Genomic DNA, 24,628 nt, shown 5'->3' on the forward strand with positions numbered 1-24,628 from the left:
GAAGCCCCCTAAAATGCGCCTATATGGACTAAAGAACTGTGATACCTGCCGTAAGGTACTGAAATCATTGAAAGGTGTTGATTTTGTCGACGTGCGAGCGGATGGGGTGCCCGAAACAGTGCTGTCACAGGCATTTACACAATTCGGCGAGGCTTTGCTCAACACCCGGTCCACGACATGGCGGGGCCTAAGCGAAGACGAGCGCGCGCGGGCACCGCTGGAGCTGTTGCACGATCATCCGACCTTGATGAAACGTCCTTTGATCGAGCGTGACGGGCAGCTTTTTCTTGGCTGGACGGCGGCGACGAAGGCGGCTCTTGGCGTCGACTGAGCGGATGCTTATCTGCAAAGGCGCAAGCAAGAGGACGAAAGATGCGTAACGCAGCGATGATTTTGGGTGTGATTGCCGGGCTAATCGGCATGTTGGTCGGTTTTGTGGGCTATGGATATGTCGAACTGATCGACCGGTTCGGAGAGATCGACGGCCTTGCCGAGCAGGTGGACAACGCGCAGCTTATCCAGGCTATGTCGATCCTGGCACCTTTGCTGGCGATTGCCGGAGGGGCTATGGCCAAGGCGAGGGCATTGATTGGCGGGGCATTGTTGCTAATTTCAGCCGGCGGCATGTATTACGCGTTTGGGTTCAATGCCTTTACCATGTTCCCGGTTGCATTTGCCGGGGTGGCAGGGGCCCTTGGGCTGGCCGCGGGTAAACCGGACGAGCCCAAGGCGCATTTCTAAATCACTTTAGACGCAAGATGCGGTCTATTGAAATGGGGCCTGCACCGTTGATCACGATGACCAGGAACAGGAAAGTCCACATGACGCGCTGGTCCATCAAGGTGATGGCGTTGTCGAACAGCCCACCCAGTTTCACACCGTGACCGGCGACATCAACGATGGTTTGAACCCAGACGAAGCCGATCATGGCCAGGGCCGCGACGCGGGTGAGTAGACCCACCAGCAGCAATGCTGGTAGAACAAACTCGGCCACGGTGCCTAAAAAGATCACGATACGCTGGAAGAAGGTCATCTGGGTGACGTCATACAAAACGGCTTCAGCCGCTTTGGGGAAGATCTGGCCAAAGGCACCGGCTGACGCCGAGAAGATCGACCCGTCAATCTTCAGAGTGGCCGAATTCCAGTAGTAAACAAGCAATACAGCAACAAAAACAAGCCGTGCCAGGGTCGGTGTCAGCCAGTTGGCCGAGCTGTCCAGCCGTCCCAGGACATTGTTGTGAAGAGAGATCAGGGCAGTCATTGTGCCAGCCTTTCGATAGTCACAGAAGTAATGGCGCCACCTTGAAGCAGAGGCGCCAGAGTGGCCCCAAGGTCAAACTCGGGGGTGGTAGCGGATACGCTTTCGAATACTTGACCGATCGTATGACCAGTCTGCATCTTAGATATCCAATCTGCGCCGCCTGCAGGCAGCAGATGCGGCGCGGGATCAAATTCGGGGCGGGTAACCAGCACGTCTTCAGCACCGGGCTGGGGTTTGGGGGCGTCGTCCATGGTGTTGAACCGCCACAACGAGAATATTGGCCACTCAGAGCGGACCACCTGCATTGATGGTGCGAATTCCAGCTTGGCCCGCATGACCTGTTCTGGGTCCACGGCCAGTGCGTCACCCGGTGCAGGCGTGCTGTCCGCCGCGTGGTAGGAGCGACGCAGGGCCAGTTCCAACCGGGCAACGTCGGGCAAATATCCCAGGTGCGAAAGCTGCTCCATTCCCGCCAGAAATTCAGGGAACGCTTCGCCGTAGAACATCATCATCGGCGTCGTCGGGGGATGCTGGCGTAGGAAAATTCCCGACAGACCATCCATGTTCTGAGCGCCTAACAGCTTCGCGATTACCGGGAAGGCCTGATGCATTGCTTCGGTCAGGGACACCGCAACATTGTTGCGATAAACGCTGAACCGTCGGCCTGCCGGTTGGGCGCGGGCATCCACCAACCCCTCTGGAACCGCCTCAGACGGGTTCAAAAGGGCAGTGTGAAAGGTGGATTGAGACACGCTCATGCCGGGATGCGGTCCAATGCCGCTTGTGCCCGGTCAGCCTCGGCTCGAAGAACAGGCCAGTCGGGAACATCTGTATCCCATTCGATCAGGACTGGTTTCGTACCCGATCTTTCCAGCACGTAGTCCAGCAAGGCCCAGACGGGGTCCACGACCTCGCGCCCGTGGCTGTCGATCAGCAGGGGGCGACCGTGGTCGTCCTCGTCTTCGTCGTGGCCGCCTAGATGAATTTCGCCAACTTTTTCCAGTGGATAGGCGTCAATATAGCCCTGTGGTGAAAAGTCCAGATTGGTGGCCGAGACAAAAACGTTGTTCACGTCTAGCAAAAGGCCACAGCCAGTGCGGCGCGACATTTCGCGCAGGAAGTCAGGCTCGGACCACGTACTTTCCTCAAACGCCAGATAACTGGAAGGGTTTTCCAGTAGCATCCGCCGCCCGACAACCTCTTGCACCTGATCGATGTGCTCGCAAATCCGGGCAAGTGTTGCGTCAGTATAGGGCAGAGGCAACAGGTCGTTCAGGAAGTGGCTGTCATGGGTTGACCACGCCAGATGCTCGGAGAAACTGGCTGGGTTCAGCCAGCCGACCAGATGTTTCAGACGGGCCAGATGATCGGGGTCCAATGGGCCTTCGCCGCCAATGGACAGGCCGACACCGTGCACAGAAACAGGAAACTGTTCCGACAGGTGGCGCAGCTGCGCCAGCGGGCGTCCGCCATCGCCCATGTAATTTTCGGCATGGATTTCCAGCCATGCCACCGGATGCGCGTGATCCAGAATCTGTTGAAAATGCTGGGGTTTGTATCCGACACCCGGCGCTGCGGGCAGTCTGTTTGATCGAATAGCGTGGTCCAGCATTACAATAGTCTCCGGTTCGCGACAAAGAGGCGGGCGACAAGGCCCGCCCCTTCGGTTTTCCTAAGCGCGGGCTTATGCCGGCAGGTCGCGGTCCAGCGGCTCGAGCGAGCCTTTGCGGTCCGAACCGTCTGCGGTCTGGGGCAGCTCGATATCGGCGCAGGTGCCTGCGTCGACCAGCGTCCATGCGTTACCCTGATAATCAACGGTCGAAGTACCGGCGCAGGTGGTGCCGGGGCCTGCTGCGCAATCGTTTTCACCTGCCAGCGAAACGCCATAGCACTTTTCTTTGGCTTGGGCGGTTGCGGTGGTGGCGGCACCGGATACGGCGGCTGCGACTGCGGTTGCGATAACCAGGGATTTAGCGGTGTTCGACATCTCGGTAATCCTTTTGATGACTGCGTATGTCCGTGTTTGACACTAACAAAGGTAGTAGCTTGCGGGGCAGAGTTGAATTCACGAGCCCGTGTCTCACAACCCCGTCAGGCACTGTCATGCCCTATTGCAAGTTAACACATTGTTTTTGAAATCTAAAAAGGAAAATATTTCAACCCGGCCCCTATCTTGGGGCCGGATCAGCGGTGAATTTTCACCGAATGTTACAGCAGATCGGGCGGAGTTGCCGACTTGGAAAGTTCAATTGTTACAGCCTCAAGTGATTGAACCTGTGTTTGTTTCTCACCCAGACGGCGAACGCTGACGGTGCGTTCCTCAACTTCACGGTGTCCGATGGCCAGAATGACAGGCACTTTGCCGACTGAATGCTCGCGAACCTTGTAGTTGATTTTCTCGTTGCGAATGTCGGCCTCGGCCCGGACACCAGCGGCGCGCAGGGTTTCGACCACTTCATTGACGTAGTCATCCGCCTCGGAGGTGATCGAGGCGACAACCACCTGACGCGGGGCGAGCCAGAAGGGCAGTTTGCCTGCGTGCTCTTCGATCAGAATGCCGATGAAACGCTCGAACGATCCCAGTGTTGCCCGGTGCAGCATGAAGGGGAGATGTTTTGCGCCATCTGCGCCGATAAAGCTGGCATCCAGACGCTCGGGCAGGTTGGGGTCAACCTGCAGCGTGCCGCATTGCCACGTCCGCCCGATCGCGTCGGTCAGGGTGAATTCCAGTTTGGGTCCGTAAAACGCGCCTTCGCCTTCGAGGATCTCATAGTCATACCCGGCGGCTTTACAGGCATCGCCCAAGGCTTTTTCCACCAGATCCCAGCTTTCATCCGACCCGATCCGCTTTTCGGGACGGGTGGACAGTTTGATGGTCCAGTCGTGGAAGCCCAGATCGGCATAGACCTTGGACAGGAAGGCGATGAACTTGGCGGTCTCGGATTCGATTTGATCCTCGGCACAGAAGATGTGGCCATCATCCTGCGTGAAGCCACGCACCCGCATGATCCCGTGCAGCGCGCCCGAGGGTTCATAGCGCGCGCAGGAGCCGAACTCGGCCATGCGCAAGGGCAGATCGCGGTAGGATTTCAGGCCCTGATTGAACACCTGAACGTGACAGGGGCAGTTCATCGGCTTCAGGGCGTTGATCGCCTTTTCGCGGGCGTGATCTTCGTCAACCTCGACGATGAACATGTTTTCCTGGTATTTGTCCCAGTGGCCCGAGGCCTCCCACAGTTTGCGGTCAACAACCTGAGGCGTGTTCACCTCGACATAGCCGTCCCGTTCCTGCATCCGGCGCATATAGTCCTGCAGGGTGGTGTAGATTTTCCAGCCATTGGGATGCCAGAAGATTTGGCCGGGGGCCTCTTCCTGCATGTGGAACAGGTTCATCTCGCGGCCCAGCTTGCGGTGGTCGCGCTTGGCGGCCTCTTCCAGCATATGCAGGTGGGCTTTCAGCTTTTCCTTGCCGGTGAAGGCCACGCCATAGATGCGTTGCAACATCGCGCGGTCGCTGTCGCCGCGCCAGTAAGCACCAGCGATGGACATCAGTTTGAACGCATCGCCGGGCAGCTGGCCGGTGTGCTGCAGGTGTGGACCACGGCACAGGTCTTGCCAGTGGCCGTGCCAATACATGCGCAGCGGCTCGTCACCCGGAATGGATTCGATCAGTTCGACCTTATAGGGCTCATTGTTGGCCTTATAGAACTCGATCGCGCGGTCACGGTCCCAGACCTCGGTGGTGACGGGGTCGCGCTTGTTAATGATCTCTTTCATCTTTTTCTCGATGAGGCCGAGATCTTCGGGCGTGAACGGCTCTTCACGGTCAAAGTCATAGTACCAGCCGTTTTCGATGACCGGGCCGATGGTGACTTTGGTCGCGGGCCAGATTTCCTGCACGGCGCGGGCCATGACATGCGCCAGATCGTGGCGGATCAGCTCATTGGCCTGTTCCTCATCCTTCATGGTGTGGATGGCGATTTGCGCGTCAGACTCAATAGGCCATTGCAAATCCCAATGCTTGCCATCGACCGTGGCCGAGATCGCCTTTTTGGCCAGCGAGGTCGAGATATCGGCTGCCACCTGCGCAGGTGTGATGCCTGCGTCATAGGATCGTGCATTGCCATCGGGGAAGGTGAGTGAGACGGATTTTGAATCCAAGGCCATGTTGGCTCTCCTCGTCGGTTTGGCGCCCACTGAACGCCCGGTTGCGGGTTATTTGCGTCTGGCTGCTTTGGCAGGTGGGTGCGCGTGTGTCAAGTGTTGGAGCGAGGGGCGCTGCCCCTCGCGCACCCCGAGGTATTTTGGGCCAGATGAAGGGCGGATCAGGGAATTGCGGTTGGGGTTGGGACGTGCATGATGCTGGTAAAGCAAAGAGGGTTTTATGGCAGTGGCTGAATTTATGGACACCGCTCAGGGGCGGCGGTTGGCGTATCACAAAAGCGAAGGGGCGGGGCCCACTGTCGTTTTTCTGGGCGGGCTGAAGTCGGATATGGAGGGCACCAAGGCGGTGCATCTTGAGACGTGGGCACAGGAACGCGGGCAGGCGTTTTTACGGTTCGATTACTCTGGGCACGGGGAAAGTTCCGGCACGTTCGAAGAGGGATGCATTGGGGACTGGCATGAGGATACAGTTGCGGCGATTGAGGCGCTGACCGAAGGGCCCTTGGTCGTTGTGGGATCGTCGATGGGCGGATGGCAGGCGTTGCTGTTGGCAAAAGCGATGCCGGAACGGATCGCCGGGATGGTTACAATCGCTGCTGCGCCGGATTTTACCGAGGACGGGTATTGGGCCTCGTTCAGTGATGAGCAGAAGGCAGCGCTGGAGACGGTGGGGCATGTGGAACTGCCCTCGGACTACATGGAGCCTTACGTCATAACCAAGCGGATGATTGAGGACGGACGGCAAAGGCTGGTCTTGCGCGCAGCGCTGAATTTGCCCTTCCCAGTTCGGTTTTTGCAAGGCACTGCAGATACTGCCGTGTCCACTGAAACTGCCGTTCGTCTGCTGGACCACGCCGACGGGCCGGATATGAGGCTATTGCTGGTCAAAGACGCCGACCATCGGTTTTCGGATGGCCCTTGTCTTGAGCTGATCGAACAGGCGGTACTTGACGTGATGCCATCACAATGAAGCGCGCATTGGTTTGGACTGGTCTGCTTTTAGTCGCAGTAGGTTTCGGGACTTATTGGTTTGGTCCACGCGAACCGGTGGAACTCAACCCCACATTCGAGTCACGCAAGTTCGGGGAAGGTGTTCAGGTCTATTTCGAAAGCACAGAATCGGCATATGACGATATCGTACCCGGTGTTGAAAAGCGCGTGATCTGGCAGGACGGTTTCAAAGAGCAGCGCACACCTGTTTCCATTTTGTATCTTCATGGGTTTTCAGCCTCATCCGAGGAAATCCGCCCGGTCCCTGATTTGGTGGCCGATGCGCTTGGGGCCAATCTGGTCTACACCCGGCTTCAAGGTCATGGCCGCAGTGGCGAGGCAATGGCTGAGGGCACGGCCTCGGGTTGGATGCAGGATGTCGCCGAAGGATTGGCCGCAGCCCGCGCCGTTGGGGAAAAGGTTGTAGTGATCTCAACCTCAACCGGCGGGACACTTGCAGCAGCAGTAGCGGTAAACCCTGAGTTAAGCCAGGATGTAGCGGGGATAGTATTCGTGTCACCGAATTTCGGTGTGAATGCGCCCGGGGCTTGGATTCCTGGTCTGCCATGGGCGCGAAGCTGGTTGCCGCTGGTGATGGGTGAAACCCGTGATGTCTCGGGGCCGGACGAAGAAAAGAACACCTATTGGTCAGCGTCCTATCCTTGGGAAGCAGTGGTTCCCATGACTGTATTGGTGGATGTGGTCTATGCGCTTGATTTTTCGGATGCGCAGGTGCCGGCATTATTCTGGTTCTCGGATGACGATCAGGTGGTGCGCCCTGATCTAACCCACAAAGTTGCGCAAGCCTGGGGCGGACCGGCTGTGGTCGAACTGGTGACTATGGGCCCCGAGGATGATCCGGCATCGCATGTCATAGCCGGACGCCTGATGTCGCCGGGGCAAACCGATGCGACCGTATCGGGTATTCTGGCATGGCTTAAAACTCTGGGGGTCGAATAACCATGCGCAAACCAGGCAGCATGTGGAGCCTTGAGGCGCTGGGCCGCGTGCGACTGTCCAAACATTTCTACATGCGCGATTTCCTGTATTCCGAGATCGGGAATTTCCATGAAAAACAAAACCTTCCCGATAACCCCAACCTTGCCATAGAAACAGGTCAAGCCCTGTGCCAAACCTTGCTGGATCCTTTAGAGGAAACCTTTGGGCGTGTCGCCGTACGCTCGGGCTATCGGTCGCCGTCGCTGAACCGGTTCGGCAATGAAAACCGGCTGAATTGCGCGCGCAACGACAATCCATTGGAGTGCCACATCTGGGATCGGGGCGAAGGGGATGCGCGCATAGCGGGGGCTTCGATCGTGATTCCTTGGTTTGCTGATCAGTATGACGCAGGCCGGGACTGGCGGGATCTGGCGTGGTGGATGCACGATCATCTGGACTATTCCGAGATATGGTTTTTTCCCAAACTCTGCGCGTTTAATTTGGTCTGGAGGCCGATGCCCCACAAGCGAATCGACAGTTATATTGCGCCGCGCGGATGCCTGTTGCGACCCGGCGCCGAGCCTGCAGAAAATCAGCATCGACGGCGCGCACGCTATGCAGATTTTCCGCCGTTCAAGGGGATCGCTTATCCCTGAACTTTTGCTTGCCCAGTTCAACAAAACTACGCATCTTACGGAAAACGTAACACAAAGTGGTCGATTTCAAGGAGGCCCTGTGTGATTGAACCGTTGGTATTTCTGCCCGGGTTTATGTGTGATGCAAGGTTGTTCGGCGCCCAGATTTTGCAGATTTCTGGTGCTCGTGCTGTGACGGTTGCCCCGGTATCGGGCGGCGAGCGGATCGAGGAAATAGCCTCGGGGTTGTTGGACCAGTTGCCACATCGCTTTGCGCTCTGCGGGTTTAACATGGGCGGGGTCGTTGCTTTGGAACTTGTCCGTAGGGCTCCTGACCGGGTGACGCGTTTGTGTCTGATGTCTACCGACGCACAGGCCGATACACCCCAGATTGCTGCTGACCGAGAGGAGTTGATCGTAGGGGCCAAATCAGGCCGGTTCGAAGAGGTCATGCAGCGCTTGATTGGAACGGAGACGCTTGCTCCGGGGCCGGGGCGCGTGCCGATTTTGAACGAGGTTATGGCCATGGCAAAGGATCAGGGGCCAGAGCTGTTTGAACGGCAGATGCGGGCGCTGCAGAGGCGCACGGATCAGCAACCTGCGCTTAGGCACATAAACGTGCCGACACTGATCATTTGCGGGGCACATGATCAGCTGACGCCAGTCAAGCGGCACCGGTTCATGGCCGAGATGATCCCTAGCGCCGAACTGAAGATTATGGAAGACGCAGGGCACTTGCCCCCTCTAGAGACGCCCGCAGAAGTCACGCAAGCGCTGGAAGAATGGCTGAATATTAGAGTCGGGATGCCTTACTTATAAAGTGCTGAACGTTCAGCCTTGGTTAGGATAACAGGGGTTCTGATCGGATCACCCGTGTCGATGTCAAAAAACGGAGTGTGCTTCCAGCTTCCTGTCAAAAGAGACTTGAGTACCCGTGAGACAAGCCCGAAAGCCGCGTATCCCAGCTTTTCATGCTCTTGTTTGCCGCCGGGTTTTGGAACAAAGCCACGTGTGGTGATAGGGCCGAGGGCGGATGTATCCAACATGCGCGCGACAATGAATCCTGCGAATGGGAATTTCGCTGTGCGTGATGTGGTGGCCAATGGGGCATCGCAACAACTGGCGTACCAGCGCAGCATTCCTTTTGGGCTGAGTTGCATCAATGCTAAATGTTCGGCACCGGTTTCGATACGAACTTCTTCGGGCAACATCTGCAGAACTTCGACCGGCCCGGGCGCGGGATCGGGTTGGTTGAAATACAGCTGGGCCGCGCGGCAGTCGTTGCAATAGCAAACGACATGTGTCGAAGACGTTATACCTGCCGCGGTAATATGACCTCGCAGGCAACCACACGAACAAGCAAAGGCTGTATCCACTGCCTTTGCCTTACGCATCTTGGTCAGGCGACCTTGTTTTTATTTGCCGGGCGACGTTGAGGCTTGCGCGTGTTGGCGTTCATGAAATCGATAACCAACGGACGAATATTGTCGCGCCAGCTTCGCCCTGCGAAGATGCCGTAGTGGCCAGCGCCGGGCTCGACGTGGCTGGCTTTTTTCGAAGCGGGCAGGCCGGTGCAAAGTTCAAGCGCTGCGATACACTGGCCAGGCGCAGAGATATCGTCATTCGCGCCTTCAACCGTTTTAACTGCTACGTCAGTGATCTTGCCGATATCTACTTTGTGTCCCGCTACAATGAATTCGTTCTTTGCAATTTCACGGTTCTTAAAGATGCGCTCCACGGTGGACAGGTAGAACTCGGCCGTCATGTCCATCACTGCAAGGTACTCATCGTAAAAGCGGTTATGTGCGTCATGGTCCGACGCCTCACCGCGCATGACGCGCTGAATTTGGTCCGAGAACGCCTTGGAGTGGCGATCCCCATTCATCGACATGAATGAGGCAAGCTGCAGCAGGCCGGGATAGACCATACGCCCGACGCCTTTGTACTTGAAGCCCACGCGTTGAATCATCGTTTCTTCCAACTGCCCCATGGTCACGCGGCGGCCAAAATCGGTGACGTCAGTTGGCGTTGCATCCGGGTCCACTGGTCCTCCGATCAGCGTCAGGGTGCAGGGTTGTGCCTTTGGCTCGACTTCGGCCAAATAGGCTGTCGCGGCCAAGGTCAAAGGAGCAGGTTGGCAGACGGCAACTACATGCGTTTCAGGGCCGAGCTCCTTCATGAAATCAACAAGATATAGCGTATAGTCCTCTACATCGAACTTGCCCTCAGACACAGGGATGTCGCGCGCATTATGCCAATCGGTGACATACACTTCGCAATTTACCAGCAAGCTTTTGACTGTGGACCGCAACAGGGTGGCGTAGTGCCCGGACATGGGCGCAACCAACAGAACCTTGCGAGGTTGTTCTTTTCGTCCGTTGACGCGGATGTGGATCAGGTCACCGAAAGGACGCTCCAACACAGGCACGATGTCTACCAAATGGTCCTTACCATCTTCGCAGGTGAAGGTGCGAATGCCCCAGTCGGGTTTGACAATCATTCGCTGAAATGTCCGTTCGGTCACTTCGCCCCAGGCAGCCATCATGCTGAACGCGGGATTGGGTACCATTGCAAACAGCGGGTACGAAGCCATCGCACTTGCCGTCGCGCCCATCCATTGGTTGGTATTGCGCATGGTTTCCATCAGATCGTAGGTCATCATGTAGCGCATGGATTGGGCCCCCTATGAGTGTCAGCCTGTACGTAAGGACTTTTCGTCGCTTTGCCTTATAGTTTCCGCGACGTTATTCTGCATAGCAGAAAATAGTAGGGGGGAATTGTTAAAATGACAACAACCGAAGACCGATCGCCAGAGCTAACCGAGGAACACCTTGAGCGGCTTAAAGAAAATATGAACAAAGTCGAAGCTTTGTCGAAGCGGCTGGTTGAAGTCATGGCTGGAAAAACTGCGCATTCCCCCGCGTTAGATGGCCCGAATCAAGATCTTTTTGCAAAAGCAGCAACGGCCTATATGACCGAGGCATGGCAAAATCCTGCCAAGCTGTTGGAGCATCAGATCGAGTTTTGGGGAAAGTCAGTTCTGAACTTTGCCGAAGCGCAGCAGGCTCTTGCGTCCGGAAACACCGATGCTGCGGAACTCGGCCCGAAGGACAAGCGGTTTTCCAACCCGATGTGGGACACAAACCCCTATTTCCGCTTTGTACGTCAGCAATACCAGACAAACGCCCAAGCGATCGCTCAGGCGGTCGCGTCAGTTGACGATATGCCCGAAAAAGACAAGCAACGGCTTCAGTTTTTCTCGCAGCAGATCATCGATATGATGTCCCCTACGAATTTTCTGGCCACAAATCCCGATGCCTTGGAAAAGGCGGTTGAGACCGAAGGTCAATCCTTGATTAAAGGTCTGGAGAATCTCGTCTCTGATCTCGAAGCCAACAATGGCGAGATGGTCGTACGTCTGGCCGATGACAGCGCGTTCGAGATTGGAGGCAATATTGCCACGACACCGGGTGAGGTGGTCTACCGCAATGAGTTGATGGAGCTGATCCAGTACAAACCCGCGACCGAGACCGTTTTCGAAACACCGATTATTCTCTTTCCGCCTTGGATCAACAAGTTCTACATTCTGGACCTCAAGGCGCAGAACAGCCTGATCAAGTGGGTGACTGAACAAGGCTATACTCTATTCGTTGTCAGTTGGGCGAACGCGAATGCCTCCCACGCGGATATCGGGATGGGCGACTATATCGAGCAAGGCTATCTGACCGCGATTGAGCAGGTGAAACAGATCTGCAAGGTCAAGCAGGTCAACGCTGTCGGCTATTGTATTGCGGGAACGACGCTTAGTCTGACCTTGTCGCTGCTCAAACAGCGCGGGGACAAGTCGATCAAGTCGGCCACATTCTTCACCACCTTGACCGACTTCGGAGATCAGGGCGAGTTTACCCCGTTCCTCCAGAATGACTTTGTCGACGGGATCGAGGATCAGGTCGGCAAAGACGGTGTTCTCAAAGCTTGGGTGGTTGGGCGGACGATGTCTTTCCTTCGGTCCAATGACCTGATCTATGGTCCTGCAATCCGTAGTTATATGATGGGCGAAACCCCCCCGGCCTTTGATCTGTTGTTCTGGAACGGGGATGGAGCAAACCTGCCCGGTCGAATGGCAATCGAATACCTTCGGGGTCTTTGCCAAAGCAATGATTTCGTCAATGATGGGTTCGAGCTATTGGGGCATAAGCTGAATATCCGCGATGTGGATGTGCCATTGATGGCCATAACATGCGAAACGGATCACATCGCGGCATGGAAAGCCTGCTACCGTGGCGTGCAGCAGATGGGCTCGCGGTCAAAAACGTTTGTTGTCTCGCAATCCGGCCACATCGCGGGGATCGTCAATCCGCCCAGCAAGAAGAAATACGGACACTATACAAATCCAGATTTAAAGGCAGATGCCGATGGTTGGATGAAAGAGGCGGATTTCCATGAGGGATCGTGGTGGCCTCTTTGGGAAGCTTGGTTGAAAAAGCGTTCTGGCAAGCAAATCCCGGCGCGTGAACCGGGCGATTCGGACCATCCGTCTTTGTGTCCGGCACCCGGAACCTATGTTTTGGTCAAGGCAACCGATTGATTTATCAGGGAACTCGTAGTTTTTTCTGCACCGCAGCAAGAAAATTCTTGCAATGCTGCGGTGCAGCAATCATATTGTCCTCAAGCTGATGAAAACCGGGGCAGGCCCGGTTCGGCAAAAAGGATTTGGACAATGGCTAAGACACAAGACTTCACCGCTGCTCTGAAAGACATCATGGGCGCGTTTCCCGTTGACACCACCGCACTGGAAGGTGCCTTCAAGTCGACCGCAACCCTGAACGAAAAACTGTCGGGTGTTGCTCTGGAAGCTGCAGAGAAATCGGCAGAAATCTCGAACAAATGGACCAAAGACACTCTGGCCAAACTGACCGAGATGTCGAAAGCAAAAGCAGAGCCTGCTGACTACGCAAAAGCCGCAACCGACTTCGCAAGCGCGTCGGCTGAAGTTGCCGCTGAAAACATGGCTGCTTTCGCCGAAATCGCGAAAAAAGTTCAGAGCGAAACCGTCGAGCTGCTGATGGCCGCTGGTAAAGACGCTGCAGAAGACGCAACTGCTGCTGTCAAGAAAGCCACCAACGAGGTGACTGCTGCTGCCAAGAAAGCAACAGCTGCCAAGTAAGTAAGGCCGCGAGGCGCACCCATCCTCCCATCTGGTGCAATCGCGTCGGGCAGGTCGAAAGACCTGCCCTTTCTTTTTGTTCTGCAGTCGCATAATCTCTGCTGCAACGCATCATCCTTGGGGAGGGTAAACGGTGTCAGAACAAGAAAAACCGTTGTTGATCAAACGCTATGCCAGCCGTCGGCTGTATAACACCGAGACCAGCGACTACGTCACGCTAGAGGATATCGCCGTGTTCATCCGCGATGGACGCGAAGTGCAGATTATCGACCTGAAGACAGGGGATGACCTGACACGCCAATATCTGTTGCAAATCATTGCGGAACACGAAAGCCGGGGCGAAAACGTTCTGCCGGTGAACGTGCTAAACGATCTGGTCCGCAGCTACATGCTGCCGGGCGGGGGTATGATGCCTCAGTTCCTGCAAAGCTCGTTCGAGATGCTGCGCGAAAGCCAGTCGAAGATGATGGAAAACATGAGCGCCATGAACCCGATGTCGCAGATGCCGGGGTTCGAAGCTATGCAGGCGCAGCAACAGGCGTTTTTGAAGGCGATGACCGGTGGACTTTCGGGCAACTGGTCCGGCCCGGACAAAGAAGAACAGCCTGAGACAGAACCCAAAGAGGATCTGGACGAAATCAAGAAACAACTGGCTGAGCTGCAGCAAAAGCTATCCAAGCTGAATTGACGCGGCCGGTAATGCTCTGGCTTGTTTTGGGTGTCGCATTGGCATGGTCAAGCCCTGCGCTGTCTCAAGGTGTTTATTCGGATGATTGGTCCGAGGTTTGCCGGTTGGGCAGCGCGGCCTCACTCGGTTGCGACGCCGTGCGTGAACGACAGATCCAGGACGCGACGCAAGTGCCCTGGCGCGCAGTCGGGCGGGTCAATTTTGCAGGTCGGGACCAACGATCACATTGCACTGGCACTCTGGTGGCAGAGCGTTTGGTTCTGACTGCGGCGCATTGCCTTTTCAACACGGCACGCAACCGTTGGATCCAACCCGCCAGCATACGGTTCGCAGCTGGTTATCAGCGAGGAGAAGCGGTCGCGGTCTCGGGCGTGTCGGGCTATCGGCTGCCGCCCGGGCAGGGACCAACAACATTCAACCGGCGCGCGGATCTGGACTGGGCGCTGCTGGAACTGACCGAGCCTCTTGGACAACAGATCGCACCGGTGCCTTTAGCGAAAACCGCTGCGCCCTCATCCTATCTGGTGGGCTATCCCGGCGTGCGGCCGCATGTCCTGAGCCGCACCCCGTCATGCCCGCCAACCCGCGCAGAGCAAGGAATTTTAGTGGCTATTTGCCCCGTGATGATGGGGGATTCGGGTGCGCCGCTTTTGGTGGATGGCCCGGAGGGGCCACAGGTGGCAGCCGTTCTGTCGCGTGTTGCCGCGACCGCGCAAGGGGTCACGGCGCTGTTTGTCTCGTCGGACCTTGTTGGTCCTCAAGGGAACTAGCAGCTAGGTGCCATAGACCGGAACCGGCCCGGTTACTTCACCAACCGAAGCCAGTAGGATGTCGGCGATCACGTCTAGTTCCTCACGCGTCAGACGCACGGGCAGGCGCACGTCACACGCCTTCATCAGCATGTCACGCGTCTGCGGCAGTTCAAACTGTTCCGGTAGGAACTGCCAATTCCAAAAGGCGCGAGCGTTATCCGCGCTTTGACCAAAGACCTGAACCTTGACCCCACGCGCCTCGGAGGCTTCGGCAAAGGCGCGGATCTCGTCATCGCTGAGGCCCACCAGATTGAACTGGATCGAATCCGGTGCGCGGCGCTCGGGTGACAGGGGGGCAGGGACGTCGATGAAATCCGAGCCATTCAGACGCTCGGCCACATAGTCATGATTGGCCAAGCCATCCTTGACGCGCCGCGCCAGTTCGGGAATCTGGGGACGGATCACGGCGGCGCTGAGGTTGCTCATCCGCAGGTTATACAGTGGTAGTTTGTTCTGCCAGCGGGCAAAGGCCTGCTCCAACTCGGGCGAGTTGTCGCCGTGCGGGGTTTTGTGTTTCTTCCAGTTATGCTCATACGCGCCTGACATGATCACGGCCTGCGCCACCAGATCGGCGTCGTCTGTGATCAGAATGCCACCTTCGCCCGCGTTGATCATCTTGTAGGACTGGAACGAGAAACAGCCGACTTTGCCAATCGTGCCGATACTCTTGCCGTGCCATGTGGTGCCCAGCGAATGCGCCGCGTCCTCGACAACTGGAATGTCACGCGCGTTGCACAGCGCCATGATCGCGTCCATGTCGGATGTATGGCCGCGCATATGGCTGATGATGACGGCCTGAACACTGTCCAGTTTGGCCTCGAAATCGGCCATGTCGATGCGATAGTTCTCGCCCACTTCGCACAGCACCGGGATGCAATCCGCATGAACGACCGAGGACGGCACGGCCGCAAAGGTAAATCCGGGGATCAGCACCCGCGCATCCCAAGGCAGACCCAATGCCTTGAGCGACAGGAACAAAGCGGCCGAGCAGGACGATACGGCCAGCGCGTATTTCGCGCCCAAAAGGGCCGCGAATTCGCTTTCCAGAAGCGCGACCGGCGCGTCTTGCGGCGCGGTATAGCGGAACAGGTCGCCCGATTGCATCAGGGCGTCGATGGCCTCACGCGCGGCGGCAGGGATGGGTTCGGCGTCATGAACGTTAGGCGGAAGCGTCATATTTGATTTTCCCAAATTCTATCTTTGGAAAAGATAAAGCTAAAAGAACGTCAATCCAAGCCCCTACGTGACCATGCAGCAAAATTTCACCTAACTGTCGCAATCCAGAGGATAACTTCGTTCGGACCCCGGATAGCGCCTTGCATCCGTTGGGGAATCCGGGTGGCAATGGGAAAATCTAAACATTGCATTTCACGGTTCGGATTGTTCCCATCATGCTTGCTAGACTTGCTTTTTCATTGTCCATTCTCGCTCTGCCAGCTCAGGCGCAATACGTCCTGTCCGACGGAACCGAGGTAGCCCCGCTTGAGATGTTTCAGGAATGCGACGTCTGCCCCGAGATGATCGTGTTGCCGTTGGGAGAGTTCCTGATGGGCGGGCCGCCGGGTGAATCTCGTTTGAATATTCACTTGGGCGCGAATCCTATGCGGTGGGCCACTCCTGAGGATCCCTATATCGCGTACCACGAGGGCCCTGTTCATCCTGTTAAGATTGATATGCCAATTGCTATTGGTCGAAATGAAGTGACGCATGAACAGTGGATGGCGTACGTCAATGACGGTGGCTGTGGAGGGCATGTTCCGCGCGATTGTATATTACAGCGCGATGCTGCCTGCGTAGATGTTCGGGGCAACTACCCGGTTGTTGATGTCTCTTATTCCGACGGCGTGGCTTATACAAAATGGCTCAACGACAAGATTGGCGCCGATGTGTACCGTTTGCCAAAGGAAGCAGAGTGGGAGTATGCAGCACGCGCCGGAACGCAGACCCCATTTGCTCAGGGTTAGGAAGTAACCACCGATCAAGTCAATTTCCACGGCAAACCAACCGAAGAGATGTTGGGTGTCAAGCGTCCGGAACTGGCACGGCGTGGTCATCCGGTTCGGGTTGATGATCTCGACGCCGCCAATGCGTGGGGATTGCGCCATATGTCAGGCAATGTAGTTGAGCGTACAATGTCTTGCTGGACTTCAACTCACATAGGTTTTGCGACTGTAAGTGACTATCTGCGACACGCTATGTTGCCTGCGTGTACAGACCGCGTCGGGAGAGGTGGTGCCTATTGGACCGCTATGGATTTCTCTAGGGTCGCTTCGCGCGGGCGAGTAGATGAGGACGCAAGTCTAATGGCCGCTGGGTTTCGAGTGCTACGCGATTTTTGATAGTCTGCAAGACCTCAGTTAACTGGGGGCTCGATCACACCCCCAGCCGATCCCGCAAAGCAAACCACGTCATCGCCAGCACCAGCAGGGGGCTGCGCAAGGCGGCGCCTCCGGGGAAAGGTAGGGCGGGGACGCGGGCCATGGTGTCGAACCCTGCGGCCTGCCCCTGAATGGCCAGTGCCATCAATTGCCCCGCATGGGTGGCTGTTCCGACCCCGTGACCAGAGTAGCCCGAGGCTGACAGGATATTGGGCGCAACCCGCGTCAGATACGGCATCCGCCGCATGGTAATCGCCAGCGTGCCGCCCCAGGCATAGTCGATCTTCACATCCTGCAGATGTGGGAAAATCTCGGTCATCGGTTTGCGGACTTTGGCGGCGATGTCCGCCGGGAAGCGGTAGCCATAGCTTTCACCACCGCCGAACAGCAGCCGGTTATCGGCACTGAGGCGGAAATAGTTCACCACGAATTTCGTATCGGCCACCGCCACGTCCCGGGTCAGAACACGGGCAGCATCGGTGCCCAAAGGCTCGGTCGCAGCGATGAAATTGTTGATCGGCATAACACGCGCGGCGACCTTGCCGTTCAGATCGCCAAGGTATCCATTGCAGGCAAGAACAACGTGATCGGCCGTGACCTTGCCCTGCGCGGTTTGGATGATGGCGGGTGAGGTTTCCTCGACCCCTCTCACCTCGGTGCCCTCATAAATCCGCACGCCTGCCTTGGCCGCTGCCTGCGCCAGACCCAAAGCGTAGTTCAGTGGATGTAGATGCGCGGCACCCATGTCCAGATAGCCTCCGCGATAGGCGGGCGAGGGGCACAGACCGTGGCCCGCGCCTTCGTCCAGCAGTTCCATCTGGTCATAGCCATAGCGGTCGGACAGATGCGCCGCGTGGTCGTGCAATTCCTGCTGTTCTCCAGCGGACAGGCCCAGAACGGCGACGCCCGGTTTCAGATCGCAGTCAATCTGGTACTTGGCAATCAGCGATTTGACCAGCGCCTTCGCGTCCTCGGCCAAATCCCACAGCTTGGCGGCGTCGTCATCGCCAACCAGCCGCTCAAGATCTTCCTGATCCATCCGCTGCGCGCTGCCCAATTGCCCGCCATTGCGGCCTGATGCGCCAAAGCCCACACGATGCGCCTCAAGCAGCACAACGCTGAACCCTGCCTCGGCCAGATGCAGCGCGGCGGACAGGCCGGTATAACCGCCGCCCACCACGCAGACGTCGGCTTTTTCATCGCCTGCAAGAACAGGAAAGCGGTCAATCGAATTGGCCGTAGCCGCGTACCAGCTGGCCGGGTATTCAGCCTTGCGGTCGTTGGAATAAAGCAGGTTCATCGCGGATCAGACGTTCAGCAGCAGATGCTCACGCTCCCACGGAGAGATGACCTGCAGGAACTCTTCATACTCGGCGCGTTTGACGATGCCGTAGACGCGGGCAAATTCGGGGCCCAGAACCTCATGCAAGGCGGTCGCTTCATCGAACAGGTCCAGAGCATTGCCCATGACCTGAGGGATATCGCCTTCGCCTTCGTAAGCGTCGCCATAGAACTGACGGCGCGGGCGTTCCTGTTGGACCAGGCCCAGATAGCCGCAGGCCAGTGACAGCGCTATGCCCAGATAGGGGTTGCAGTCCATCCCGGCGATGCGGTTTTCGACCCGGCGCGCCTCGGGCCCCGACAGAGGCACACGGATGCCGGTGGTGCGGTTGTCGCGCGCCCATTCCAGATTGATCGGCGCGGCGTGATCTTTCACATAGCGGCGATACGAGTTCACATAGGGCGCCATCACCGCCAGACCCGACGGCAGGTGATTCTGCAACCCGGCGATAAAGTGGTAGAACGCGTCCGTCTCGCCCCCTTGTGGACCCGAGAAGATATTTTGCCCCGTCTCCATATCGATGATCGAGTGGTGGATATGCATGGCCGAGCCCGGCTCGTCCACGATCGGTTTCGCCATGAAGGTGGCAAAACAATTGTGGCGCAGCGCGGCCTCGCGGATCAGGCGTTTGAAATAAAATACCTCATCCGCCAGCTTGACCGGATTGCCGTGGCGCAGGTTGATCTCCAGCTGGCCCGCGCCGCCTTCTTGCGTAATGCCGTCAATCTCGAATCCCTGATGCTCGGCGAAATCGTAGATGTCGTCTATCACCGGGCCGAATTCGTCCACGGCCGTCATCGAGTAGGCCTGCCGCGCCGCCGCCGGACGGCCCGAGCGGCCCATCATAGGCTTGATACTTTGCGCAGGGTCCACATTGGGGGCGACCAGAAAGAACTCCATCTCGGGCGCGACGACGGGTTTCCAGCCCTTGTCGTGATACATCTGGACCACGCGTTTCAGCACGTTCCGCGGGCTGAACGGGATCGGGTTGTCATCACGGTCATAAGCGTCGTGGATCACTTGCAACGTCCAGTCGCCCGTCCACGGCGCGGCGGATGCGGTCGTGAAGTCGGGCTTCAGGATCATGTCCCGTTCGATGAACCCGTCCTCACCCGCGGCCTCGCCCCAATCACCGGTGATGGTCTGGTAAAAGATGCTGTCTGGCAGGTGGAAGTAGGATTGCTTGGCAAATTTCGAGGCAGGTACCGCCTTGCCGCGCGCGATGCCGGGCAGGTCCGAGATGATGCACTCAACCTCGTCCAGTCGGTGGCCGTCGAAATAGCTGCGGGCTGCCTGCGGCAGTTGGTCTGTCCAGTCGGCCATCAGGCCCTCTCTTTCTTCAAAAACTCCGCCATGAATTGCCCGATTTTGGGGTTGTCGTCATTGGCGGGCAGGCGGTCAGTGGCCGCTTGCATCAATTCATCGGGGACCACGCCCTTGCCGCGTGTCTCGATCAGGCCCTGGATAAAGCTGTCACCATATTCGGGGTGGGCCTGTACGGTCCAGATCGTGTCGCCATAAGCCACCATGGCGTTGCGACAGAAATCGTTGGTACCCGTGACGCGTGCGCCGTCGGGTAGGGCGACTACCTGATCCTGATGCCACGCATTCAGCGTAACTGTCTGGCCATCAAGGTCATAGTCGGTGCGCCCAACGGCCCAGCCTCCGGTGAACTTTTCAACCTTTCCGCCCAGCGCCTGTGCGATGATCTGGTGGCCAAAGCAGACGCCAATCAGCGGCTGGCCTTTGTCGCGGATCGCGCGGATCAGATTTTCCAGCGGGGGTATCCACGCGTGATCCTCATACGCCCCATGGCGCGAGCCGGTGATGACCCAGCCGTCGGCGGAGTCTGTGCCGTCAGGGAACTGGCCGTCCACCACGTTGTAGGTCTGAAACGTAAAGCCGTTGCCGCCCAGCAGGGTACGGAACATGCCGTCATATGTGCCGAAGTCTGAACGCAGCTCATCCGGAGGGTGGCCGGTTACAAGGATGCCGATTTTCATAGGTCACCAAATTTGATCAAATTCATTCTAGCGAACCAAAAGGGGCCGGGCAAGGGGGGTCAGACGGCCTCGACGTAGCTTAGCCAGTGCTCTTCTGGGGGGCGCTCTGCGAAGCGGCGGATTTCCTGCCGTTTGGTCATCGCCAGAAAGCGGATCATATCAGCGGGGAAGATACGCGCCACGTGGGGATCGGATTCGAAGGCAGTGATCGCGGCCTCCCAATCGCCGGCCAGTTGGGGCAGGCCGTCGATATCATAGGCGTTGCCGGTGATTGGGGCGGGCGGGTCGGTTGCATCCTCGATCCCGTTCATCGCAGCACCCAGAACGGCGGCCAGCATGAGGTAAGGGTTGATGTCGCCTCCGGCCACACGATGTTCAATCCGGCGGGCAGCAGGGGCACCACCGGGAATGCGCAGGGCGGCAGTGCGGTTCTCATAGGCCCAGCTAGCGCCGGTGGGCGCGTGGGCGCCGGGAACCAGCCGGGTATAGGAATTGCCATGCGGCGCAAAGATCAGTGTGCTGCCGGGCATCGCCGCCAGACAGCCTGCAATGGCGTAGCGCAGCGTGTCCGTCCCCTCGGGGCCTCCATTGTCAAACACATTGCGGTCCTGATCGTCCACAACCGAGAAATGCACATGCATTCCGTTGCCTGCGTCATCGGCATAAGGTTTGGACATGAACGTCGCGGTGAACCCGTGTTTGCGGGCAAGGCCGCGCGTCAACACCTTGAAAAGCCATGTATCATCAGCACAGCGCATTGCGCCCTGATGGTTCAGGTTGATCTCGAACTGGCCAATACCGCTTTCGGAAATGGCGGTCTGGGCGGGAATGCCCATCGCGGCGCAGCCATCGTAAAGCTCGGTGAAAAAGGCATCGAATGCGTCCATCTCGGCCATGGACAGCACGGCCTCATCCACCAGCCTGCGCCCGGTAATGGGGTTCATCGGCGGTTGTGGCTGCGCGCCCGAGGAATCGAGCAGAGTGAATTCCAGTTCGGTCGCCGCGATCACGGACCAACCGCGCTGGGCATAGCGGTTCAGTACAGCGCTCAGCGCGTGGCGGGGGTCTCCGGCGAAGGGGGTGCCGTGGTCGTCGTACAGACACATCGGCACCAGTGCGGTGTCCACCTCAAGCCAAGGCATCGGGACCGCACCGCGATCGGTGGGCAGCAGCACACCATCGGCATCACCGGATTCAAACACCAGCGGACTGCCGTCAATATCCGCGCCCCACAGGTCAACATTCAGCGCCGAGAACGGCATCCGCACGGAGCCTTTGTCCAGCTTGTCGGAATACGAGGGCGGCACGCGTTTGCCCCGCAACTGACCGTTCAGGTCACAGGCTGCAACGCGAAAACTGTGCAAGGCGCTCAGGTCCATCGGGGGCTCCATCATTGTGGTTCTCCCGAGGTTTAGTCGACACGACGCGCCTTGTCACGAAATTTGATCAAATTAACCCCGCGCCGGGTTCAGGCGGCGCGGGGCAGAGGGTCAGGCGAAGCTGACACCGTTTTCAGCCATCGGATGCTCGGCCACCAGAATGCCCGACAGCGCGTGGATCGCATTTGCCAGCGCCGGTGCGGACGGGGGCGTTCCGGGTTCGCCCACGCCAGTCGGCGCTTCTGCGGACGGCACGATATGCACGTCGATGGCTGCTATATCACTGATGCGCAACGGCTCGTAATCCGGGAAGTTGGACTGATCGACCGCGCCGCTGGTCAGGGTGATCTGGTCGCGCATCACATGGCCGATGCCATAGCCTATGCCGCCTTCCATCTGCGCTTTGACCACATCGGGGTTCACCGCGATGCCGCAATCCACGGCACAGGTGACCTTTTCGATCTTGATGCCGTCTTCCGGATCGCCCGAGATTTCAACGACTTCAGCCGCATAAGACCCAAAGGATTTATGCACTGCGATTCCTTGCGAACGGCCAGCAGGCGCATTGCCCCAGCCCGCTTTTTCAGCGGCCAGTTTCAGTACGGCAGCCTTCCGCTGCTGATCGGGGTTGGCGCTGTCGGACAGGTGGGCCAGACGAAACTCGACCGGGTCACGACCTGCGGCTTCGGCCACCAAGTCCATCATGGTTTCCATCGCATAGGCCGTATGGGTATGACCCACCGAGCGCCACCACAAAACCGTTGTCGCCTTGGGCGTGTCGGTCAGGCCAACGGCCATTCCAGGGATGGAATATGGGCTGTCAGCCACACCTTCGACCGAGCTGTGATCGACGCCGTCATGGACCAAAACGGCCTCGAACGCGGTGCCTTTGATCACCGATTGCCCGGCGATCTGATGTTGCCAGCCTACGATATTGCCATCCGTATCCAGACCCACACGCACCTTATGGCCGAAGGCAGGACGGTAGTAACCGCTGCGAATGTCATCCTCTCGCGTCCAGACCAGTTTCACCGGGCGCGAGCGGTCTGTGACCACAAAGGCCAGCGCGGCTTCGACCTGATAATCCGCATCGGGCGTGGCGCGGCGACCGAACGAGCCTCCGGCCAGCATGGTCTTGATGTGGATCTTCTCGGGCGGCAGCTGGAAGATCTGCTGATAGGCCATATGCGGGCCCGTCGGCATCTGCGCGCCATCATGCAGAACGATGTCACCCTCAGCAGTTTGTTCGATGGTGCAGTTCAGCGGCTCCATCGGCGCGTGGGCCAGCAGTGGGAAATAAAAGGTCTTTTCAACCACCTTATCCGCGCCATCGATGGCTGCTGAAACCGCTGCAACATCCGCCTTGTTCACGTTGTAGGTGGGCTCTGCATCCAGCGCGGCCATGATCTCGGACCTGATCTGATCTGAATCGCGGGTCTCCGCGCCCGACATGTCCCAATCGACCTCAAGCGCGTCGCGGGCCTGGATCGCGGCCCAGGTGTTTTCGGCATAGACCGCAACACCCGCCTGATTGGGCAGAACAGCGGCACTGATATAGCCTTTGACCTCTTTTGATGCGCTGTCATCAAAGCCAAGTGCGATTCCGCCCTTGGATTCAGGCCGCTTGATCATCGCGACCATCTGGTTCGGCAGATGCACATCCATCGCATACATCGCCTGACCGTTGCCCTTGATGGCCGAGTCCTTGCGGCGCACGGCTGCGTTGCCAATTAGGCGGAACTCGGACGGGTCTTTCAGGCGCGGCTCGGCCGGCGCTTCTAGCTGCGCAGCGGCCGCCACGAACTCCGCAATCGGAGCGGATTTGTCACCAGCCTTGACGATGCCTTCCTCGATAGTAATGCCCGATGCGTCCACGCCCCAACTTTGGGCGGCGGCCTTGATCAGCATCTCGCGTGCGGCAGCACCGGCCTGACGATATTGCAGCCAGGAATTCGCCATCGCGGTCGATCCGCCTGTACCCTGGAACGGGCCGAACAGCAGGTTGTTATAGACATTCGGGTCCGACGGCGCAAATTCATATTCGATCTGATCCATGGTCAGGCCGATTTCCTCGGCGATCAGCGTCGGCAGGCCGGTGGCCGGGCCCTGACCCTTTTCAAAATGCTTTACGATGGCGGTTACGGTGCCATCCGCGTCGATTTTCACGAAGGGGTTGAATTGAGCGGTCTCGGACGAAGCCGCAGCCAGCGCGCCATCGGGGCGGGCACCGACCAGCAGCACGGCACCGGCAGCAGCGGCACCTTTCAGAAATCCACGGCGAGAGGTGTTGATGGTCATGGATCAGGCCTCCAGAATCTCGGATGCGCGCTGGACGCCGGCGCGGATGCGTTGATAGGTGGCACAGCGACAGGCGTTGCCATACATGTACTCGTCGATTTCCTCGGCCGAAGGCTTGGGGTTTTCAGACAACAGCCCGACAGCCGACATAACTTGACCCGACTGGCAATAGCCGCACTGAACCACGTCCAGTTCGACCCAGGCTTGCTGGACTGCGGCGCCGATTTTGTCGTCGCCCACGGCCTCGATCGTGGTGATCTCGGCATCTTCGACGTCTTCGATGTAAGTTTGGCACGACCGTACGGGCTCGCCGTTCAGATGTACGGTGCAGGCCCCGCAGGACGCAACGCCGCAGCCGAATTTTGTTCCGGTCAGCTTAAGCTCATCCCGGATCACCCAAAGCAGGGGGGTGCCGGGTTCGGCGTCGACCGTGTGGGTCTGGCCGTTCAGTTTCAAGGTCAGTGACATGAGGGGGGATACTCCATGTTGGGCTGGCTACCTGAATCGGTAAACTTGCGGGTTTACCATAAGTGACGTTTTCAATCGTGTAAACCCGTGGGTTTACCTATTGT

General features: G+C 57.9%; 24 protein-coding genes and 1 pseudogene. 11 read left to right on the forward strand and 14 right to left on the reverse strand.

Annotated features, from left to right (window positions below):
* Positions 1-13: 13 nt before the first annotated feature.
* Positions 14-331, forward strand: a complete 318-nt coding sequence (locus AC2FNR_RS09870; protein ID WP_496848935.1) for an ArsC/Spx/MgsR family protein — start codon at positions 14-16, stop codon at positions 329-331.
* Between the two features lie 41 nt (positions 332-372).
* On the forward strand, positions 373-741 hold the full coding sequence (locus AC2FNR_RS09875; protein ID WP_170752445.1) for a hypothetical protein: 369 nt from the start codon (positions 373-375) through the stop codon (positions 739-741).
* Between the two features lies 1 nt (position 742).
* Here the strand turns inward: AC2FNR_RS09875 and AC2FNR_RS09880 are convergent, their stop codons facing one another.
* The 5 genes from AC2FNR_RS09880 to thrS all read right to left on the reverse strand — a co-directional run bounded on the left by AC2FNR_RS09880 (position 743) and on the right by thrS (position 5,428).
* Positions 743-1,261 carry a DoxX family membrane protein gene (locus AC2FNR_RS09880; protein ID WP_170354610.1) on the reverse strand — a complete coding sequence of 173 codons (519 nt, stop codon included), beginning with the start codon at positions 1,259-1,261 and terminating at the stop codon, positions 743-745.
* Positions 1,258-2,019: an HvfC/BufC family peptide modification chaperone gene (locus tag AC2FNR_RS09885; protein ID WP_496848936.1), complete on the reverse strand. Its 762-nt coding sequence runs from the start codon at positions 2,017-2,019 to the stop codon at positions 1,258-1,260. Before AC2FNR_RS09885 ends, AC2FNR_RS09880 begins: the two co-directional genes overlap by 4 nt.
* Entirely contained in the window at positions 2,016-2,873 is an 858-nt protein-coding gene (gene bufB, locus AC2FNR_RS09890; protein WP_496848937.1) for an MNIO family bufferin maturase, read from the reverse strand. Before bufB ends, AC2FNR_RS09885 begins: the two co-directional genes overlap by 4 nt.
* Before the next feature lie 72 nt (positions 2,874-2,945).
* Positions 2,946-3,248, reverse strand: a complete 303-nt coding sequence (locus tag AC2FNR_RS09895; protein ID WP_170354607.1) for a BufA1 family periplasmic bufferin-type metallophore — start codon at positions 3,246-3,248, stop codon at positions 2,946-2,948.
* Between the two features lie 221 nt (positions 3,249-3,469).
* Positions 3,470-5,428, reverse strand: a complete 1,959-nt coding sequence (gene thrS / locus AC2FNR_RS09900) for a threonine--tRNA ligase (protein ID WP_496848938.1) — start codon at positions 5,426-5,428, stop codon at positions 3,470-3,472.
* A 217-nt stretch (positions 5,429-5,645) separates the two neighbouring features.
* On the opposite strand from thrS, the gene AC2FNR_RS09905 reads away from it, so the two are divergent.
* The 4 genes from AC2FNR_RS09905 (at position 5,646) to AC2FNR_RS09920 (ending at position 8,808) form a co-directional block, all read left to right on the forward strand.
* The gene (locus tag AC2FNR_RS09905) at positions 5,646-6,395 is read left to right on the forward strand and encodes an alpha/beta hydrolase (RefSeq protein WP_496848939.1); all 750 of its coding nucleotides are present in this window, start codon (positions 5,646-5,648) and stop codon (positions 6,393-6,395) included.
* Positions 6,392-7,375 carry an alpha/beta hydrolase gene (locus tag AC2FNR_RS09910; RefSeq protein ID WP_496848940.1) on the forward strand — a complete coding sequence of 328 codons (984 nt, stop codon included), beginning with the start codon at positions 6,392-6,394 and terminating at the stop codon, positions 7,373-7,375. The genes AC2FNR_RS09905 and AC2FNR_RS09910 overlap by 4 nt, the downstream gene beginning before the upstream one ends.
* Before the next feature lie 20 nt (positions 7,376-7,395).
* Positions 7,396-8,010, forward strand: coding sequence for a hypothetical protein (locus AC2FNR_RS09915; RefSeq protein ID WP_496849125.1), 615 nt, complete (start codon positions 7,396-7,398; stop codon positions 8,008-8,010).
* Between the two features lie 81 nt (positions 8,011-8,091).
* Complete coding sequence (locus AC2FNR_RS09920) at positions 8,092-8,808, forward strand: alpha/beta fold hydrolase (RefSeq protein WP_496848941.1); 717 nt, start codon at positions 8,092-8,094, stop codon at positions 8,806-8,808.
* On the opposite strand, the gene AC2FNR_RS09925 is transcribed toward AC2FNR_RS09920, so the two are convergent.
* The gene (locus AC2FNR_RS09925) at positions 8,799-9,383 is read right to left on the reverse strand and encodes a DUF6151 family protein (protein WP_496848942.1); all 585 of its coding nucleotides are present in this window, start codon (positions 9,381-9,383) and stop codon (positions 8,799-8,801) included. The genes AC2FNR_RS09920 and AC2FNR_RS09925 overlap by 10 nt on opposite strands.
* Positions 9,384-9,388: 5 nt before the next feature.
* Entirely contained in the window at positions 9,389-10,660 is a 1,272-nt protein-coding gene (gene phaZ / locus AC2FNR_RS09930; RefSeq protein ID WP_170752462.1) for a polyhydroxyalkanoate depolymerase, read from the reverse strand.
* A 114-nt stretch (positions 10,661-10,774) separates the two neighbouring features.
* Between phaZ and AC2FNR_RS09935 the strand changes: the two genes are divergently transcribed.
* From AC2FNR_RS09935 to AC2FNR_RS09950, 4 genes are all read left to right on the forward strand, one after another.
* On the forward strand, positions 10,775-12,577 hold the full coding sequence (locus tag AC2FNR_RS09935) for a PHA/PHB synthase family protein (RefSeq protein ID WP_496848943.1): 1,803 nt from the start codon (positions 10,775-10,777) through the stop codon (positions 12,575-12,577).
* 132 nt (positions 12,578-12,709) lie between these two features.
* Positions 12,710-13,156: a phasin family protein gene (locus tag AC2FNR_RS09940; protein ID WP_170354599.1), complete on the forward strand. Its 447-nt coding sequence runs from the start codon at positions 12,710-12,712 to the stop codon at positions 13,154-13,156.
* A 133-nt stretch (positions 13,157-13,289) separates the two neighbouring features.
* The gene (gene phaR, locus AC2FNR_RS09945; protein ID WP_496848944.1) at positions 13,290-13,844 is read left to right on the forward strand and encodes a polyhydroxyalkanoate synthesis repressor PhaR; all 555 of its coding nucleotides are present in this window, start codon (positions 13,290-13,292) and stop codon (positions 13,842-13,844) included.
* 11 nt (positions 13,845-13,855) lie between these two features.
* Positions 13,856-14,614, forward strand: a complete 759-nt coding sequence (locus tag AC2FNR_RS09950) for a trypsin-like serine peptidase (protein WP_496848945.1) — start codon at positions 13,856-13,858, stop codon at positions 14,612-14,614.
* A 3-nt stretch (positions 14,615-14,617) separates the two neighbouring features.
* Here AC2FNR_RS09950 and AC2FNR_RS09955 read toward each other — a convergent pair whose 3' ends face one another.
* Positions 14,618-15,832, reverse strand: a complete 1,215-nt coding sequence (locus AC2FNR_RS09955; RefSeq protein ID WP_496848946.1) for a DegT/DnrJ/EryC1/StrS family aminotransferase — start codon at positions 15,830-15,832, stop codon at positions 14,618-14,620.
* 341 nt (positions 15,833-16,173) lie between these two features.
* Here AC2FNR_RS09955 and AC2FNR_RS09960 point away from each other — a divergent pair.
* A pseudogene (locus AC2FNR_RS09960) lies at positions 16,174-16,995 on the forward strand (formylglycine-generating enzyme family protein).
* A gap of 34 nt (positions 16,996-17,029) precedes the next feature.
* Here the strand turns inward: AC2FNR_RS09960 and AC2FNR_RS09965 are convergent.
* From AC2FNR_RS09965 to AC2FNR_RS09990, 6 genes are all read right to left on the reverse strand, one after another.
* A complete protein-coding gene (locus tag AC2FNR_RS09965; protein WP_496848947.1) occupies positions 17,030-18,334 on the reverse strand; it encodes an NAD(P)/FAD-dependent oxidoreductase in 1,305 nt (434 codons plus the stop codon).
* A 6-nt stretch (positions 18,335-18,340) separates the two neighbouring features.
* Positions 18,341-19,699 carry a glutamine synthetase family protein gene (locus AC2FNR_RS09970; protein ID WP_353390359.1) on the reverse strand — a complete coding sequence of 453 codons (1,359 nt, stop codon included), beginning with the start codon at positions 19,697-19,699 and terminating at the stop codon, positions 18,341-18,343.
* Positions 19,699-20,379 carry a type 1 glutamine amidotransferase gene (locus tag AC2FNR_RS09975; protein WP_170752475.1) on the reverse strand — a complete coding sequence of 227 codons (681 nt, stop codon included), beginning with the start codon at positions 20,377-20,379 and terminating at the stop codon, positions 19,699-19,701. Before AC2FNR_RS09975 ends, AC2FNR_RS09970 begins: the two co-directional genes overlap by 1 nt.
* Positions 20,380-20,438: 59 nt before the next feature.
* A complete protein-coding gene (locus AC2FNR_RS09980; RefSeq protein WP_496849126.1) occupies positions 20,439-21,758 on the reverse strand; it encodes a glutamine synthetase family protein in 1,320 nt (439 codons plus the stop codon).
* 111 nt (positions 21,759-21,869) lie between these two features.
* A complete protein-coding gene (locus AC2FNR_RS09985) occupies positions 21,870-24,056 on the reverse strand; it encodes a xanthine dehydrogenase family protein molybdopterin-binding subunit (RefSeq protein ID WP_496848948.1) in 2,187 nt (728 codons plus the stop codon).
* Positions 24,057-24,059: 3 nt separating this feature from the next.
* Positions 24,060-24,524: a (2Fe-2S)-binding protein gene (locus tag AC2FNR_RS09990; RefSeq protein ID WP_170752479.1), complete on the reverse strand. Its 465-nt coding sequence runs from the start codon at positions 24,522-24,524 to the stop codon at positions 24,060-24,062.
* Positions 24,525-24,628: the final 104 nt, after the last annotated feature.

The organism is Ruegeria sp. SATB045, from assembly GCF_059613525.1.

Coding starts and splice junctions, on each gene's coding strand:
- AC2FNR_RS09870 (WP_496848935.1), top strand. CDS start 14: ATGCGCCTATATGGACTAAAGAACTGTGATACCTGCCGTAAGGTACTG.
- AC2FNR_RS09875 (WP_170752445.1), top strand. CDS start 373: ATGCGTAACGCAGCGATGATTTTGGGTGTGATTGCCGGGCTAATCGGC.
- AC2FNR_RS09880 (WP_170354610.1), bottom strand. CDS start 1,261: ATGACTGCCCTGATCTCTCTTCACAACAATGTCCTGGGACGGCTGGAC.
- AC2FNR_RS09885 (WP_496848936.1), bottom strand. CDS start 2,019: ATGAGCGTGTCTCAATCCACCTTTCACACTGCCCTTTTGAACCCGTCT.
- bufB (WP_496848937.1), bottom strand. CDS start 2,873: ATGCTGGACCACGCTATTCGATCAAACAGACTGCCCGCAGCGCCGGGT.
- AC2FNR_RS09895 (WP_170354607.1), bottom strand. CDS start 3,248: ATGTCGAACACCGCTAAATCCCTGGTTATCGCAACCGCAGTCGCAGCC.
- thrS (WP_496848938.1), bottom strand. CDS start 5,428: ATGGCCTTGGATTCAAAATCCGTCTCACTCACCTTCCCCGATGGCAAT.
- AC2FNR_RS09905 (WP_496848939.1), top strand. CDS start 5,646: ATGGCAGTGGCTGAATTTATGGACACCGCTCAGGGGCGGCGGTTGGCG.
- AC2FNR_RS09910 (WP_496848940.1), top strand. CDS start 6,392: ATGAAGCGCGCATTGGTTTGGACTGGTCTGCTTTTAGTCGCAGTAGGT.
- AC2FNR_RS09915 (WP_496849125.1), top strand. CDS start 7,396: ATGTGGAGCCTTGAGGCGCTGGGCCGCGTGCGACTGTCCAAACATTTC.
- AC2FNR_RS09925 (WP_496848942.1), bottom strand. CDS start 9,383: ATGCGTAAGGCAAAGGCAGTGGATACAGCCTTTGCTTGTTCGTGTGGT.
- phaZ (WP_170752462.1), bottom strand. CDS start 10,660: ATGCGCTACATGATGACCTACGATCTGATGGAAACCATGCGCAATACC.
- AC2FNR_RS09935 (WP_496848943.1), top strand. CDS start 10,775: ATGACAACAACCGAAGACCGATCGCCAGAGCTAACCGAGGAACACCTT.
- AC2FNR_RS09940 (WP_170354599.1), top strand. CDS start 12,710: ATGGCTAAGACACAAGACTTCACCGCTGCTCTGAAAGACATCATGGGC.
- AC2FNR_RS09950 (WP_496848945.1), top strand. CDS start 13,856: ATGCTCTGGCTTGTTTTGGGTGTCGCATTGGCATGGTCAAGCCCTGCG.
- AC2FNR_RS09955 (WP_496848946.1), bottom strand. CDS start 15,832: ATGACGCTTCCGCCTAACGTTCATGACGCCGAACCCATCCCTGCCGCC.
- AC2FNR_RS09965 (WP_496848947.1), bottom strand. CDS start 18,334: ATGAACCTGCTTTATTCCAACGACCGCAAGGCTGAATACCCGGCCAGC.
- AC2FNR_RS09970 (WP_353390359.1), bottom strand. CDS start 19,699: ATGGCCGACTGGACAGACCAACTGCCGCAGGCAGCCCGCAGCTATTTC.
- AC2FNR_RS09975 (WP_170752475.1), bottom strand. CDS start 20,379: ATGAAAATCGGCATCCTTGTAACCGGCCACCCTCCGGATGAGCTGCGT.
- AC2FNR_RS09980 (WP_496849126.1), bottom strand. CDS start 21,758: ATGGACCTGAGCGCCTTGCACAGTTTTCGCGTTGCAGCCTGTGACCTG.
- AC2FNR_RS09985 (WP_496848948.1), bottom strand. CDS start 24,056: ATGACCATCAACACCTCTCGCCGTGGATTTCTGAAAGGTGCCGCTGCT.
- AC2FNR_RS09990 (WP_170752479.1), bottom strand. CDS start 24,524: ATGTCACTGACCTTGAAACTGAACGGCCAGACCCACACGGTCGACGCC.